This window comes from Peribacillus sp. YIM B13477 (assembly GCF_042787955.1).
GTDB lineage: Bacteria > Bacillota > Bacilli > Bacillales > DSM-1321 > Peribacillus > Peribacillus frigoritolerans.
Genome location: NZ_JBHZPD010000003.1, coordinates 46,445 through 62,392 on the forward strand (window position 1 = coordinate 46,445; position 15,948 = coordinate 62,392).

The window sequence follows — 15,948 nt, forward strand, 5'->3', positions numbered from 1 at the left end:
TCTATTAAGATACCACTACCTACCATATTCGTCAATTCTCGTATCTTCATATACTATCTGCCTCTATATGATTTTTATATAAAATATTAGCAATTCCTTCATAACACGCGTCACGACAACGTTTACCGCTTCTTCCTTTGGTATATATTTCTAATTTAAATCCGAAAATGGAAACGCCTTCATTTAATTCCAAAAAGCTTTCTTTTCATTTCATGTCGAATCACGAAGAATGAATTTCACTAGCTTAAAAGAATCCTGTTGATTTTCTTTTGCTTTTGAAGGAAAATTTAAATTGATCGCTTATAATATTCCGAAAATTCATTCCGCTTTTGAAACAGTGGATATATCTGAATTTTTTTCAGAAAGCCGAAACGATTGCCATCCTTCCAGAGTCTTACTGACTCATAAAACAGATTGAGGTGAGTCAATTGCGTCCGATTATATTAGGTATTTGTTCTGCTTTCTTTTTTGCATTTACGTTTGTTTTGAATCAGGCCATGGAGCTGTCTGGCGGAAGTTGGATTTGGAGTGCTTCGCTGCGTTATTTCTTTATGGTGCCCTTTCTGTTGTGTATCGTATGGAGCAGAAAAAACCTGCGTCCCCTTTTACAAGTGATGAGAGAAAAGCCAGGTCCTTGGCTGCTTTGGAGTTTTGTCGGATTTGGGTTATTTTATGCTCCTTTATGCTTTGCGTCCGCCTACTCACCTGGCTGGCTGATCGCCGGAACTTGGCAAATCACGATCATTTCGGGTGCGCTGCTTGCGCCGCTGTTTTTTGAAAATGTCCAAACGAAAGATGGGATCGAAAGGCAAAGAGGAAGGGTTTCTGTGAAAGGCCTCCTCATGTCCATGATCATTCTGCTTGGGATCATCCTGATGCAGCTGGAACATACCAAACACATTTCAATGGCCGATCTTTGGCTGGGAGTGATTCCAATCGTCATCGCTTCGTTTGCATACCCTTTGGGAAATCGCAAAATGATGGAAGTATCCGAGGGGCGTCTGGATGCTTATCAGCGGGTTTTGGGAATGACTTTGGCGAGTCTTCCATTCTGGTTTTTGCTTTCCTTGTACGGTTTCTTTACAGTAGGTGCGCCGACGAAGATGCAGAGTTTCCAATCCCTTTTGGTGGCACTATTTTCTGGAGTCATCGCCACGGTCCTTTTTTTCATGGCGACCGATTTGGTACGCGGAAATATGCAGAAATTAGCTTCAGTTGAAGCAACACAATCGATGGAGGTCCTTTTTGCCCTGGCTGGCGAATTACTATTCCTATCTTTACCGATTCCTTCTCCGTTATCGTGGTTCGGCATCTTTATCGTCATCATGGGAATGATCCTGCATAGCTATGTATCACATAAAAAAGAAGGTCCATCCCCGAAACGGACAGTGAATGCCTAAATAGCAAGCCAAAAAAGCCCCGGATAATTTTCGGGGCTTTTTTGTGCGAAAACAGAAGCGGACTATGTTCTTTTTTTCCATTGACAGGTCATGATGAATTGATGATTTTTCAGAGTGGCAAAAAGCTCACCATTCATTTTTTTCATTAAACTTTGCGCAATGGATAACCCTAGTCCCGTTCCTTTTTTATTTCTTGCAGTATCACCTGTATAAAACCTATCAAAGATATGAGCATCTATTCTTGCCATTACTTCTTCAATATCAAATGGCTTCGTAATGAAATCATCTGCCCCAGCGCGCAATCCATTTATTTTCGTTTGCTGTTCTCCTTTTGCAGATATAATCAAAATAGGGAAATGATGATGCTCCCTAATTTTACGAAGAACTTCCTCCCCGTCCATTCCTGGCAGCATTAAATCCAACAACACCATATCCCATTTCTTTTTCTCCACGTACAATATTGCTTCCGTCCCTGAAAATGCCGGCTAAGGGACATATCCACTTTTTTTCATCATATTGCAAAGCAATCCGCTAATGCTCGCCCCCAGGTGTCTCGTACCTTATGTTGCGTTATTTAAATAAAAGGCTGTTTTCACATACTTTGTTGCTATCTTTTCGTAAAGATTGTTGTTTTTAAAATGAAACTATTTATGGTTGATTGGAGCGGAAGTGCGAGACTCCTGCGGGAGCAGCGGGACAGGTGAGACCCCACAGGCGTTTACGCCGAGGAGGCTCACCGCCCGCCCCGCGGAAAGCGAGCATCTGGAGGGGAAATCAACCACAACTCACCCAAATAAAAAAACTATAGGCAAACTGGCATATGCGGATATTAGGGAAAAATCGGCCTGGAATTTGACAAAACTTTTACCTTGAGTAAGTTCAAAAAGTATGTATAATGAAAGGTAATTGTATATGTCAAAGGTTTTCTAGGGTTCCGCAGTGCGTCTCATTGCTGGTCTGGTCCGAGAGAAAACTCACAGCATGCTGTGTCACGGAAGGATAAAAGCCTGGGAGAAACTGTTTTAACAGTTATCTCTTGGGCTTTTTTTGTTTTTTTGGTAAAGAATAAAATCGGAGGTGCGTTATTACATGAGCACAAACTGGATTAAAGTATTCATTGCAGCTTTTTTTGAAGTATTTTGGGTGATTGGCTTAAAACATGCAGATGACTTTTGGACTTGGACTGGAACGGTCATTTCGATCACCATCAGTTTTTACTTGATGATAATGGCTGGCAGGAAGCTTCCTGTCGGAACGGTATATGCCGTTTTTGTCGGTATGGGGACTGCCGGGACCGTTTTTTCCGAAATCCTTTTCTTTGGAGAATCCTTCAAGCTGAGCAAAACACTATTGATCCTCCTCTTATTATCAGGGGTGATCGGCTTGAAGCTAGTGACGGATGATAAGGAAGAGAAAGGGGATGAATCATAATGGCTTGGGTCTCTTTAATCTTAGCGGGGCTTTTTGAGATGTTTGGAGTTGCGATGATCAATAAATTGCACAAATACAGAAATTGGCAATCTTTACTGCTGTTATTCATCGGATTTGGAGCAAGTTTCCTGTTTCTTGCTTATGCCATGAAAACCTTGCCGATGGGAACGGCTTACGCTATCTGGACAGGAATCGGCGCATCAGGCGGAGCGATAATCGGAATGCTCTTATACGGGGAATCCAAAGATTGGCGCAGGGTCGTTTTTATAGCCATGGTCCTTGGCGCAGCAGTGGGATTAAAACTTGTTTCATAGGAATGACATATAAGCATAGAAAAAATCAAAGACGACACAATGTGTCGTCTATACTTATTTTTATCTAACTTGAATAATTCATCTTATAAAACTTGACCCTCATCCATCACAGCGGAATCTTTCCCCTTAACTTGTTTTAGCGTCGCTACTATAAGAAAGCTGACAATCACCAGTAAGAGCCATGAGCTTACCTTTCCTAGATGTACGAGACTCCATGCATCGGTTTGGTTAGGATATTCCCAAGCTCCAAAGAACGTTGCGATATTTTCGGCTATCCATATGAAAAATCCGATGAGCACAAAAGAAAATGCGATTGGCATACGATAACGGGTTCCACCAACTTCGTATGTGACCCATGCTCGCCAAAAGACGATGATGACAAGTCCAGATAGCCACCAACGAACATCCATCCAATAATGGTGGGTGAAAAAATTCAAATAAATCGCAAGCGCAAGGGATACAACGACAAAAAACGGCGGCCACTTGATCAGTTCAACCTTTAACCTCCTCCACGCCTGGCAAAGATAACTCGCTACACTAGCGTACATGAATCCGCTATACAGAGGCACTCCAAAAATCTTGAAATATCCTTCCTCTGGATAATTCCAGGAGCCCATATGCACCTTGAAAAGTTCAAGGGCAAGACCAATAAGGTGGAACAAGGTGATGACCTTTAGTTCATCCCGTGTTTCAAGCCCGGAACGCAGCATCCACCACTGCATCAGAAGGCAGATGATGAGCAGCCAGTCATACCGCGGCAGAAAGGGAAGCGGGATGAATTTTGTCATAGCCAAAGAGGCAAAAATAACGGCAGGAAACAAGCATGATAGGGCCTGCTCCCAACCAAAACGAACGAGTTGTTTTAGTGCCCTCATGATTGGTGCCTCCAATTTTTTATCTACATTCATGAGTAACTCCCCTTTATAAATCTTAATCTTGAGTGCCTTCATCATTTCGGTATTCTAAAATATCCCCGGGTTGACATTCTAAAGCCTTACAAATCGCATCTAAGGTAGTTAATCGAATCGCTTTTGCCTTGCCATTTTTCAATATGGAAAGATTAGCCATCGTTATTCCAACCCTCTCGGAAAGTTCTGTAACACTCATTTTCCTTTTAGCCAACATCACATCAATATTGATTATAATTGCCAAGTTAATCACCTCAGACTATTAAGTCATTTTCTGATTTTATATCGATGGCTTCTTGTAAAAGCCTTTGAAGAACAGCAGCAAAGACTGCAATCACCATTGAAGCAAAAATAACGACCATTCCGATTAATATGATACCTGGGGCGTCGTCCATTTCCGCGATGAGATAAAAGAGCGGCATGCCTGCCACATACAAGCCACTTATTGTGATTGCACAGTTTTTTATAATCTTTAAAGCTCTTACAGATAATTCCGAGAAAGCTTTGTTCTTGTCAATATAGCTTAAAAGTTTAAAGGCTTGATATAGGGCAAAGTAAAAAGGTATCGCCGATGCATACAAATCGATTAAAACGAGATATTTCAAATAAGCCATATCCGGATATAATTCTGCTGCAAAATTCGCTATCCCAGGCACCAAGAAGATGCACAAAGCAAGAACCGGAATTCCAATAAGAATAACAGCCATCTTTAAAAAGAGTGTTGTTCCTAGTTTCATAAAAAGCACCTCACTTATTTATTGTCCATTTAATTTAACATACGTTTTATCGTTTTACAATAAAACATTGTTGTTTTTTATTATATTATTATTGTTACTGAAATATCCTATTCTTTTTAAAAATGGCTGTTTCCACATACTTTATTGCTATTTACCAGGTAGTGAGTTGTGGTTGATTTCCACTCCAGATGCTCGCTTTCCACGGGGCGGGCGGTAATCCTCCTCGGCGTAAACGCCCGTGTGGTCTCACCTGTCCCGTTGCTCCCGCAGGAGTCTCGCACTTCCGCTCCAATCAACCTTAAATAATTTCGTTTAAAAACAACAATCTTTACGAAAAGTGCCTTAAAAATAAAAAAGCATTCCTCTTTACAAAGGAATGCTCCAAAACTGAACTATTTATTTATTACCTTCGGCTAAACCCTTATATCATCAGGATTTCCCTGATATCCTCTTCTGTAAGTGCAGAAGACGACTTGTCTCCAGGGTCGATGATTTCTTCAATAAGATGTCTCTTTTTCTCTTGGAGTTCATTCATTTTTTCTTCGATTGTCCCACGGGCAATAAGCTTGATGACTTGAACCTCATTTTTCTGCCCCATTCGATGGGCACGGTCCGCGGCTTGTTCTTCAACTGCCGGATTCCACCAAAGGTCATATAGTATGACTGTATCGGCACCCGTCAGATTGAGACCCGTACCGCCAGCTTTCAATGAAATGAGGAATATATCCCGTTCTCCTGCATTAAACCGATTGCACATTTCCACACGTTCCTTTGATGGGGTTTGTCCATCCAGGTAGAAAAAGGGTTGTCCTTTCATGGCCAAATCCCTGCCGATGATCGTAAGCATTTTTGTAAATTGCGAGAAAATCAGCACCCGTCTTCCAGAATGCTTCGAATCTTCGACAATTCGCATCAGCTGCTCATATTTTGCTGAACTGCCTTTATATCCGTCCACAAACAAGGCGGGGTGACAGCATATTTGCCGAAGCCGGGTCAAGCCAGCAAGGATCCTGATCCGATTTTTGCGAAGGGTATCCTTGTCCAGGTGTTTCAGCGTATCATGCCGAAGCTTGGCCAGATAGGCCCCGTACAGGTTCTTCTGATCGGGAAGCAGCTCCATCGATTCCAGCGACTCGATTTTTTCCGGTAATTCCCCTAGTACGTCCTCTTTCATTCTCCGCAGCAAGAATGGACGGATCCTGCGGGAAATCTGCTTCCTAGAGAGGTTGCTATACTCCTTTAACCCCATGAATAGTTCAGGGAATACGACGTGGAAAAGGGACCAGAGCTCTTCCAGTGAATTCTCGATGGGCGTACCAGTCAACGCGAAGCGATGTGCCGCTTTTATCTTCTTGGCCGCTCGTGCCGTTTGTGTCACCGGGTTCTTGAAGGCCTGTGCCTCATCGAAAAACACCGTATGGAAGTCCTCTTTTTCAAACGAATTGATGTCTTTCCGAAGCAATGGATAAGAAGTGATCACTACATCCACGTCCTTCATTTCTTTAAGCAGCTTCGTCCTTTCCGTCTTGTCTCCATCCACGACGACGGCTTGTATATCAGGAGCGAATTTAGTGAATTCACTCAGCCAATTGTAAGTCAATGATGATGGGCAGACAATAAGCACCGGAACCCTTTTCATACGGATGTCAGGTAGCTCGGATAAAATGAACGTGATGCTTTGCAGTGTTTTTCCCAGACCCATATCATCAGCAAGAATCCCGCCAAAACCGTATTGTGCAAGGACTTTCATCCATTTGTAGCCGTTTTTTTGATACTCGCGTAAAATCGGGTCCAGACTATTTGGCACCGTGAACTCCAAGGCGCCGGGATTCCTGATGTTATCCAAAAACTGCCGGAATGATTCTTCCATCGTGAATGTCTGGCTGTCATTAACGGAGTCAAGGAGCTGGAGCCCTTTTATGAGGGGCATGTTCAGTGTGCTTTCCAGGTCTTCATCCTGTACGGGCAGTGCATTCAGAAAACGATTGATTTCCTCGTATTCCCTTGTTTCAAGGGAAAGCAGCGATCCATTCCTTAAACGATAGTATTTCCTTTTTTCTTCGAGCGCGGCTAAGACCTCACGTATTTGTTTATCTGGGATATTATCCATTTCAAATTTGAATTCGAGCCAATTGGTACGCTCTTTTTTAATTTTCACCCTAATGCGCGGTGCAGCATTTCCACGGGAAATTCGGTTCCTTACAGCGGTAGTGGCATAGATTTGCACCAGCTTCTGGAGTTTAGGAACGATATGGTACAAGAACTGATACTCCAATTCTTCGTTATGCAAGAAATAGCCTCCGTCCGTCTTGGCAAACTGGCTATCCTCCATCAGCTTTATTATCTCCGCCTCTTTCTCAACATCCCTCATAACCTTGGATTCCTGTTTTTCCAAAGGGTTGATCACGATATTTTCATAGTGGAATTCCAGCCCGGCAAGCAGCCTGTTTTTCACTCGGTCCAAGTATAGCTTTGCAACCAGCGGTGTCTTCAAAAACAATTCGGTGATGGATCTCGCTATATGGACTTCACCGAGTCTTTTCAAGCCTGGTACCACCTTGTCCAGGAATAACTCCAGCTGGTCATGATGGATTGGAATTTGATTCATCCCCGAATCCTCCATCATTTGCTTTAACTCTGAAAGGCGTTTGAAATCCTCATTTTCGAGCTGAACCAATTTCCCCTCAAATAGGACCAATGTGTATTCATTCATGACGATCATCTCGTGCAGCCTTTCAATATTCAGCTGATAACCTTTGACCTCGCTTTCGGTAAAGTCAAACTGTAAAGGAAGCGGTCCGTTTGTTACACGAAAGCCATTGAATGTAAGGCCGCCATAGGCAAGCTTCACCATCGGCGCTGCTTCAAGGATGGGGACAAGCCTTTGAAAAGAAGACGGAGGCAAAAGTAATAAGTGATCATCCAATGTATATTCGGATTTATTCGTCAGGGCGTTCACATAGACTTTTTCATCCGATATCACTGTAATGAGCTCCTGAAGCACTAAATCATTTTCATTCTGAAAACAATGCAGCACCGGGTCATATATAAATGAAGGGGACACTTGGGCAGGCTTTCCCGCTTTAACTCGCTTCAGGAAATCCCGGACATTCGACACATTGAGAGAACCGATTTTCATTTCCAGTCCTAACATATATTGTTCCATTCCCATCCATAATGGTTTACACGTAAATTCCGCTTCAAGCATCGTTCTATTTTCAAAATGGCGCTGATGACCGCTTTTCCGAACAGACTGATTATTGAAAAGGGTCAGCAAGCCCTCTGACAACTCCTTATGGGCTGTAGCATCAAGACCGGTTGCACGTATCCCTTCAGGAACCGTTCCATCTCGCTTATGGTCGTAAACCGACAACAGGACGGCTGCAATATGCTGGCAATCCCTATGGAAGGAAGCTAGCGCAGGACAGCTGCATTTTGTCTGAAATCCGCCGACTGCATCCACTTCAATCGTGACACGGAAGTCTTCCTTGCCTCTAACCGATGCTTCACAACCATCATGATGATAGCTTTCAAATGTCACTTTATTGGCACGATGAAAAGCTTCCCCTCTTTTGAAGGAGACGGCCCCGCACATGTCTTTTATGATTTTTCGATTCAATTTGATATCCAAATTGCCGTCCTCCTCCCGGGGGTTTTGGTTGAATGATTTTACATTCCGCTGTTAAATAAGCTCATTTTATCATCATACTATGAAATCGGTTTACAAGGTTATAAAAAAGCAAAAAGACAAACTCCCCCATTCGGAGTTCATCTCTATTTCAGCAACGGGAATTGCAGCATCATTGTTGTCATTTGCCCTTGTTCTTTTTCTTTTTTTTTCGATAAAAGAAGCTGAATACAAGGAATGAAACAAGAATGATAAAAAGGATAAATTCAGCGGGGTCCTTCACCAAGAATGGATTAAAGTCATGTTTGATTGAATTATCCAGATCAAATCCCATTAGAATATCCATACCTAATGATAGGACCACTAAAGGGATCAGAAGCAAAAGCGTAATACCGAAGAATTTCATTTTTGATCAACTCCGCCTTGGAACTTATTTTGGTGCTGGCCTTTCTTTTTTTTTCGATTCTTAAAAAAGGCAATGATCAAGAGAAGCAACGGAATGATCACCTGAAATGGGAGGTGAATGTATATCGGTACGGCTCCTAGCCCTTCATGCATATGTTCCGTAAAGCTGCTTGCTATTATGATGGAACTCAGTAATATGACAAAGCCAACGGGGTAAGCAAGTCTGGAGGGCTGTTTAACATTGAAAACATTCGCCGTACCCGTTACCGCCACATAAGTAAATACACTTATCTTGATGAACCCGCCAATCATCAACAAAAACAAGAAGTACACATCGAGCCGTTCGAGAAAGCCAGCGACCTCTATGGACTGAATGAGGGAAAGAAGAGGGTATTGCGAACGTGTTGTCAGGTCCACCCCAAGTACAGCAATATTCATAGCCATTATTATCGCGAGAAAAATGCCAGCTGCCGCAATGCTGCTTATCCCAATTTTTTTCAATCGCTTAGGTTCATTCAAATAAGGAAAAATCATTAAAAAGGAAATGATTTCGCCAAATGGAAAGAATATCGTTTTAGTGAAAGCCATTTTCACCATCTCCGTCACGTTCATTTCAATAACGGGTTTTAAGTTGTTTAAATGGATCATGCCTGAAGCCACTATCAGAAGAAAGAAGGTCATTAAAAGTAAATTCTCCAAGACAAAGAATAGTTCCCCCGTCCTCGTCAATACTTCTACCCCTTTTCGGACCGTGTACACCACGACTAAAATGAATGCAGCGTTCGCGACAAATAACGGAATATGAGGATAGGCAAAAGTAAGCAGCGTATCTCCGAAGTCCCTCAGCACCCTTGCAGCAAGGTAGATGAAATAAAGGATGTATAGAAAAGCTACGATCCTGCCTAGAAAATTCCCCAATATACTACGTACAAATTCCGTTAACAGCTGATCAGGGTAGTATTGAAAAAGGCCATAATAAATGAAAAATAATAAAAATCCGCCTACCATTGCAATTAGGATGACCAGCCAGGCAGCCTGCTTGGCTTCACCTGCAAGCGGAACCAAAAGTGCACTGCCCATTTCAAACAGGAAAATAAGGACGAACAACTGGTACCCGCTGATATTTGCCTTTTCCATGAGGATGCCACTTCCTTTCCTTTATTGTTCATCCTTTTTTAAATTCGATAGATACGGCTTATTACGCAATCCGGTACGGCGAATGAAAGTTTCTACCTGCACTTCAACTTCCAGTTTAGGAAAAGTATCGTCGTCCCAGTTTTTCTCTAACTTCTTCCATTCTTTCGGATGGGATTCATGCATGAGCTCCCCAAAGCCAAAAATATCGGATTTATTTTTTTGTGCCCGAACGATTGCGTCTTCCATCTCCTTCTTCAAGTCTTTCGCTAATTTCTTTTCAATATCTATCAGGACATGCATATCGGTTAGATTCAAGGGAACATTCGCCTCCCGGATATCTCCTTCTGCACGGACCTTTATCGATATTTTCGGTTTGCCGTCTACCATTTTTGCCCCGATGTTGGTTTTTTGGCGAATGACTGAATAGGTGATTGCTTCTTTTTTACCCTCCCAATCAAGGTTTAAATGGGCATTTTCGATTCTATCCAATACCCACATTGATCCTATTGCCTTACCACCATCCAGCCAGTCAATCAATTTGCCATCTTTAAAAACACCTATCCCTGCTGCATTAGGGTTCGCCTCAATATCCGAGGACATGGTATTCTCCATTTTATCTTCCTTGCCCTTGTTTCCTCTTACGGTAAAACCGCTTATTATCGGTTCTTTTCCGGTACTAAGCAGATTCTTGATCACCTCTTGGAGATTGATGCTAATACTTTTCCCCTGGGTTTTTTCAGTGGTTTCAATCGTCCTAATGACTTTCTCGGCAGATACCTTATCGATTGCGGTTAACGTTTCGACAATATCCTTGGCATTCACACCCCGGGCAATCACGATCCTCGTAGTTGCCCTGAATTCCGGTGAGCGCTCAAATGCATCGAAAATATCGTTAAGGCCCTCTTCTTTTGCTAGTTCCTCACCGATGACAACCAGGTTGGCATGGGCAAAATACATATCTCGGGAGATTTTCGTTGAAGCGATACTATCCAATTCAAGCACATTATCTCCCGTGGCCCTATAAATGGATATCGGTGGATTCGATCCGCCGCCGCCCTGAAGAGCTCCTGCAACATTTCCTGGATTAATGATCTGGAAAGTTCCCACTAACCTCCCTTCTTTATTTCTATCGAGTCCGACCGCCGAAACGATGGCCATTTCATTTAACTCTGTTTTATCCCAACAGCCTGTGGTGAATGTGGCGGCGATCAACATCATCAAGAGCAGAACTAATCTTTTACGATTCATTGCCTTCACCTTTTTTCCCGTCAGAAGTTTTCATTCCACGCGATTCAGGAGGCAGCGGTCTTTGGTTATTGCCTTCCCTTATCAGATTATTTTCATTGGTCAAATATTGCGGCCTTTCCTTGAATGCCCATATAGGTCTTCTGAAGAATGTGTCGCCCAGCCCTTTTGGATTCAGAGGGGCGAGCGGTGTCATATATGGAACTCCAAGTGAACGCAGGCTGCATAAATGGACAATAAGGATGATAAAGGCTAAAATCATCCCATAAAAGCCTAACATGCCGGCACAAATGATGAATCCGAACCGCACAATGCGGGCAGAAATCGCTATGGCATAAGAAGGCGTTGCAAAACTGGCAATCGCCGTGATCGAGACGATGATGACCATTGCCGGCGATACGATACCAGCCTGGACGGCCGCCTGCCCGATGACCAATGCCCCGACAATGGACATCGTCGAACCAACGGCCTTTGGCATCCGAAGACTTGCTTCCCGTAATATCTCAAAGGTCATTTCCATAAGAAGCGCTTCAACGACGGCAGGCAAAGGAACCGTTTCCCTTTGGGCCGCTACAATGACCAGCAGCTTCGTTGGGATCATTTCCTGATGAAAGGTCGTGGCTGCAACATAAACAGCCGGCCCGACTATCGAGATGATGAAAACGATGATCCGTAAAAAACGTGTCGCTGAAGCAATGTCAAAGCGATTATAGTAGTCTTCGACAGATTGAAAAAACTGTACGAACAATGCCGGGGCGATCAAGACAAAAGGCGTTCCATTTACGAATATCGCCACTCTTCCTTCCAGCAGGTTTCCTGCGACCATATCCGGTCTTTCTGTATGGTTAAGGGTTGGGAATGGGGTCATGACCTGGTCTTCTATCAATTGTTCAATATATCCTGATTCAAGAATGCTATCGATGTTAATTCGATTTAAGCGCTTCTTGACCTCCTCGACAATTCCTTCCTTGACAATTCCATTTATATACATGATGGAAACGTCCGTTTTTGTCACCGTGCCTATTTTCATCGACTCTATCCATAAATCCGGGGTATTGATGATGCGGCGTAACATGGCGATGTTCGTTCCATTCGATTCCGTAAACCCTTCCCTAGATCCCCGGACAGTCAAATGCGTGCTTGGCTCCTGAATCGAGCGCTTCTCTCCTCCTCTTGTACTGGCAACCAGGGCGACGTTTACTCCATCAATAAAAATGATGGTGTCCCCTGATAATAATGTCAAAAATAGCTTTTCCCAGTCCGTGACCCTTTCTACGCCACCGAGGGAAACCACGTCCTCAGAGATAATTTCAATTGCTTCCAGTGGAAGTATGTTTTTTGACAGGTGGGGATTTTTCATGATTGATTCAATTATAAAATCCGTAACGCTAGGATTATCAATCAGACCCTGCACATACAAAATAGTTGTTTTTATCTCCGGGTTTATTCCGATTTTCAACGTTCGGATAATGATGTCGGGACTTTTCCCCGTCTTTTTCTTCACGATTTCCAGATTGGCGGAAAGGGAACTTTCAATATAATCAGGCGTTTTGCTTTGGGATTGACTTTCATCTTCCTTTTTCTTTTCACGTTGCTTCACTTGTCTCTTTTGTTTGAAAAAAGAAGCCATAGCACCGAACCTCATTCCTTTTTCGTTTCACTCATTTTGTCCAAAGCACTCCCCCTTTATTCTAGACTCATCCATCTTCCTCCAATAAGAAAAAGGCTGTCGCAATGACAGCCTTTAATGGTCATATTCGGTTAGGGAATGAATGCCGATGATAACGGCCCAATCAACTAAACTGAGATTATACTTTGCCTTTATTCCTTCTAAAAATCAAAACAACGAAAGCGATCAATAGCAAGGCCAGTATCGCATATACGATGTTTGAATAAATGTCCATGTACCCTACAATATCTTCCCACGAAGAGCCAACAGCTGCCCCGATATTCACCAAGATGATGTTCCAAATTAATGTTCCGGATGTTGTGTAAATAAGGAAGAGCCAAAAGCTCATATGGGACATTCCTGCTGGAATCGAGATCAAACTTCTGATCAGCGGAACCAGCCTGCAGAAAAACACGGTCCATGACCCGTATTTGTCAAACCATGAATTCGCCTTATGGACGTCCGATACCGTTAACCGAAGAATATGGCCCCATCTTTCCACGAACCTTTCAATGACCTTCACATCAAGAAGTAAACCAATTCCATAAAGGACGACTGCCCCTGCCACAGACCCTAGAGTCGAAGCGATCACGACACCGATAATCGTCATATCCGCTTTTGTCGTCATGTAACCGCCAAAAGTTAGAATGACCTCAGACGGGATCGGCGGGAAAATATTCTCCAATGCTATTAATAGAAAGATTCCCATATACCCAAAATCATTCATGAATTCCGTAATCCAGTTTTCCATTTAATACGCTCCTAACTTTCTTGAATCAACAGCTGGCTTGTTACCTGCCGGCTGCCTATCTTGCAATAACCTTGCTCCCTTTATTAACGATCTTTGTTCTTCCGACGGTCTTGGTACCTTTGGAAAAACCAGATGGAAATCGCGATCCAACAACCGCCCGCCAAATACCCGGCAATGATATCACTAGGATAATGGACCCCCAAGTATATGCGGCTAATACCTATCGAGAGGATCATCATCATGCTGAAAAGAATCAAGAGAATCCTTGCCCACCTAGCCGTAATGTGACGCCATAGCAGAAATGTAAGGATACCGTATAAAGAAAATGCATTCATGGCATGTCCACTAGGGAAACTGTATCCCCCTATATCGATGAGTCGATGTAAATCGGGTCGGGCGCGTTGAAAGAATAGCTTAACCATCAAATTGAGAAGAGGTGAACCCACGATGACTGCAGTGAATAAGACTAGTTCCAAACGATGCTTCAAAACCCTATATAAGAAAAACAAAATGACCAAGGAAAGGATGATCAGTGAAGCGGTTGAACCTATGTAAGTAAAGAACTTCATGATGTCCGTCAGCAGAGGGGACTCAATTCCCTGCACCAAGGAAATCACATCTTCATCAAATTTCAGGTATTCATTTGCACTTATTGTAAATGCCATGAAACTGAACCCGATTAAAGAAAGTACACTTATTATAAAGGCAATGGTTAATTGCTGCTTTAATTTCATAATAACATCCTTTCACTTATTAAAACTGTTTCATCTGGAAATTTCTATTTTATCATATCTTCTTCATTGCATGGTGGGTGTAATTGCTTCATCGCCCGCCAACCTAATTCGGGGAACATGCCTGGGCACAAAATTTTCTACTTTATCATACTACTCTATTCGTCATTGTCACCTCAACTTCAGGTTACTATAAGATTTCCTGCCGAACGTTTCAGGAGTGGCAGGAACATATTTAACGCATCCATTCAACATGCAAAAAGAAAAAAAACCTTATGCAGGTTAGGGCACAAGGTTTTTCGTTTTTTACATGCGGCTTGCCTTAAGCGGTAGTGATGTCAATGTTTGCCCTGTCGCTGAATCGGTAAGATTCTCTTCTAACTGGAACGATGGCACCGCTTCAATATGCTTGAATTTCTTCAGGAATGCAGTAAGCGCAATCTTCGCTTCCAGCCTGGCAAGCGGCGCTCCAAGGCAGAAATGAGGGCCATTACCGAATGTGAGATGTTTCTTATTATTAGGGCGGTGGATATTAAGTGTGAAGGGGTCTTCAAACATCTCTTCGTCCATATTAGCTGCACTCATCCAAACAACCACGTTATCCCCTTCTTTCAATTCCACTCCCAATAGATCGTTATCTTCCTTTACAGTGCGATCCAATTTAATAAGATTGAATCGGAAACGGAGCATTTCTTCGACCGCCTGCGGAACTAAATCCAGGTGTTCATGTAACTCTTGATAAACTTCTTTGTCATCATATAGCAGGGAATAAAAGCTATTGGCCAATAAATGACTGGTTGTCTCGACTCCTGCACCTAAAATCAGCATGGTCGTCCGGACGACCTCATCATCCGTAAACATTTCCCCATCCACTTCTGACTTCAATAGATCTGAGATGATATCATCCGCCGGGTTCAATCGTTTTTGCACAACAATCGGATACAAATACTGATAGTATTCTTTTGCTGCCACTTGCTTCAATTTATCTACTTCTTCTTGTTTTTCTCTATCAAAAGGAAGAAATAAGGTATCCACCCATTTCTTAAACAATAAACGATCTTTCGAGGGAACGCCCATCAAATCGGCCATGACAATGATCGGAAGCGGACTTGCCAATGATGCCACAATATCGATTTCCGTTCCCTCATCCATTTGTCCAATCAATTCATCTGCAATTTCCTGAATGCGAGGTTCCCAGTTTTGAAGACTTCTAGGTGTGAATGCTGCTGCCAGCAGTGAACGGCGTTTTCTATGATCAGGTGGATCCGATTCAGTGATTTGGATTTTTTCAGGCACAGAACCTTCCTCACTATCCGTTCCAACCGATATGGTGGTCCGTTTCCGTACACTTGAAAAATGTTTATAATCACTGAGAACCCGCTTCACATCTTCATATTTAAAGACATTCCACGTATCCGTTCCTTCGTGATAACTCACAGGGTCATTTTCTAACATCCTTTTACACCAAGCGTACGGGCTAAATTCCTCCGTCCTTGTTTTAAACCTAGTAATTTCTTTTACTGCAATAACTTCTTTCATCATACCGACTCCTCCCACTTCTCAAAAGTTACCTAACAAAAGGACCGAATGTG

The 15,948-nt window shown here is 42.8% G+C and carries 15 protein-coding genes, 1 pseudogene and 1 riboswitch; of the genes and pseudogenes, 3 read left to right on the forward strand and 13 right to left on the reverse strand.

Annotated elements, in window-relative coordinates; genetic code table 11:
• Window positions 1–428: 428 nt before the first annotated feature.
• On the forward strand, window positions 429–1,400 hold the full coding sequence (locus tag ACFX4H_RS11925) for a DMT family transporter (RefSeq protein WP_034309442.1): 972 nt from the start codon (window positions 429–431) through the stop codon (window positions 1,398–1,400).
• Window positions 1,401–1,462: 62 nt separating this feature from the next.
• Here ACFX4H_RS11925 and ACFX4H_RS11930 read toward each other — a convergent pair whose 3' ends face one another.
• Window positions 1,463–1,648, reverse strand: coding sequence for a sensor histidine kinase (locus tag ACFX4H_RS11930; protein WP_241635547.1), 186 nt, complete (start codon window positions 1,646–1,648; stop codon window positions 1,463–1,465).
• Window positions 1,649–1,864 (reverse strand): annotated as a pseudogene (locus tag ACFX4H_RS11935) (response regulator transcription factor); the annotation flags it as partial.
• Between the two features lie 451 nt (window positions 1,865–2,315).
• A riboswitch (guanidine-I (ykkC/yxkD leader) is annotated at window positions 2,316–2,416 on the forward strand.
• A gap of 73 nt (window positions 2,417–2,489) precedes the next feature.
• Here ACFX4H_RS11935 and ACFX4H_RS11940 point away from each other — a divergent pair.
• Window positions 2,490–2,831: a DMT family transporter gene (locus ACFX4H_RS11940; RefSeq protein WP_377435361.1), complete on the forward strand. Its 342-nt coding sequence runs from the start codon at window positions 2,490–2,492 to the stop codon at window positions 2,829–2,831.
• Entirely contained in the window at window positions 2,831–3,145 is a 315-nt protein-coding gene (locus ACFX4H_RS11945; RefSeq protein WP_377435362.1) for a DMT family transporter, read from the forward strand. Before ACFX4H_RS11940 ends, ACFX4H_RS11945 begins: the two co-directional genes overlap by 1 nt.
• An 83-nt stretch (window positions 3,146–3,228) precedes the next feature.
• Here ACFX4H_RS11945 and ACFX4H_RS11950 read toward each other — a convergent pair whose 3' ends face one another.
• The 11 genes from ACFX4H_RS11950 to ACFX4H_RS12000 form a co-directional block, all read right to left on the reverse strand.
• Complete coding sequence (locus tag ACFX4H_RS11950) at window positions 3,229–4,020, reverse strand: DUF817 domain-containing protein (RefSeq protein ID WP_377435638.1); 792 nt, start codon at window positions 4,018–4,020, stop codon at window positions 3,229–3,231.
• A 55-nt stretch (window positions 4,021–4,075) separates the two neighbouring features.
• Window positions 4,076–4,297 carry a helix-turn-helix domain-containing protein gene (locus tag ACFX4H_RS11955; protein WP_034309451.1) on the reverse strand — a complete coding sequence of 74 codons (222 nt, stop codon included), beginning with the start codon at window positions 4,295–4,297 and terminating at the stop codon, window positions 4,076–4,078.
• Between the two features lie 10 nt (window positions 4,298–4,307).
• Window positions 4,308–4,790 carry a DUF2975 domain-containing protein gene (locus ACFX4H_RS11960; RefSeq protein WP_241635011.1) on the reverse strand — a complete coding sequence of 161 codons (483 nt, stop codon included), beginning with the start codon at window positions 4,788–4,790 and terminating at the stop codon, window positions 4,308–4,310.
• A gap of 421 nt (window positions 4,791–5,211) precedes the next feature.
• The gene (locus ACFX4H_RS11965; protein WP_377435364.1) at window positions 5,212–8,421 is read right to left on the reverse strand and encodes a DEAD/DEAH box helicase; all 3,210 of its coding nucleotides are present in this window, start codon (window positions 8,419–8,421) and stop codon (window positions 5,212–5,214) included.
• A gap of 178 nt (window positions 8,422–8,599) precedes the next feature.
• On the reverse strand, window positions 8,600–8,824 hold the full coding sequence (locus ACFX4H_RS11970) for a YczF family membrane protein (protein WP_048686789.1): 225 nt from the start codon (window positions 8,822–8,824) through the stop codon (window positions 8,600–8,602).
• Window positions 8,821–9,960, reverse strand: a complete 1,140-nt coding sequence (locus ACFX4H_RS11975) for a GerAB/ArcD/ProY family transporter (protein WP_241635017.1) — start codon at window positions 9,958–9,960, stop codon at window positions 8,821–8,823. Before ACFX4H_RS11975 ends, ACFX4H_RS11970 begins: the two co-directional genes overlap by 4 nt.
• A 21-nt stretch (window positions 9,961–9,981) precedes the next feature.
• Window positions 9,982–11,208: a Ger(x)C family spore germination protein gene (locus tag ACFX4H_RS11980; RefSeq protein ID WP_377435365.1), complete on the reverse strand. Its 1,227-nt coding sequence runs from the start codon at window positions 11,206–11,208 to the stop codon at window positions 9,982–9,984.
• A complete protein-coding gene (locus ACFX4H_RS11985; RefSeq protein WP_377435366.1) occupies window positions 11,198–12,835 on the reverse strand; it encodes a spore germination protein in 1,638 nt (545 codons plus the stop codon). The genes ACFX4H_RS11980 and ACFX4H_RS11985 overlap by 11 nt, the downstream gene beginning before the upstream one ends.
• 178 nt (window positions 12,836–13,013) lie before the next feature.
• On the reverse strand, window positions 13,014–13,625 hold the full coding sequence (locus ACFX4H_RS11990; protein ID WP_063590355.1) for a DedA family protein: 612 nt from the start codon (window positions 13,623–13,625) through the stop codon (window positions 13,014–13,016).
• An 83-nt stretch (window positions 13,626–13,708) separates the two neighbouring features.
• Complete coding sequence (locus tag ACFX4H_RS11995; RefSeq protein ID WP_034309465.1) at window positions 13,709–14,359, reverse strand: phosphatase PAP2 family protein; 651 nt, start codon at window positions 14,357–14,359, stop codon at window positions 13,709–13,711.
• Window positions 14,360–14,662: 303 nt separating this feature from the next.
• Window positions 14,663–15,898, reverse strand: coding sequence for a cytochrome P450 (locus ACFX4H_RS12000; RefSeq protein WP_034311525.1), 1,236 nt, complete (start codon window positions 15,896–15,898; stop codon window positions 14,663–14,665).
• Window positions 15,899–15,948 lie beyond the last annotated feature (50 nt).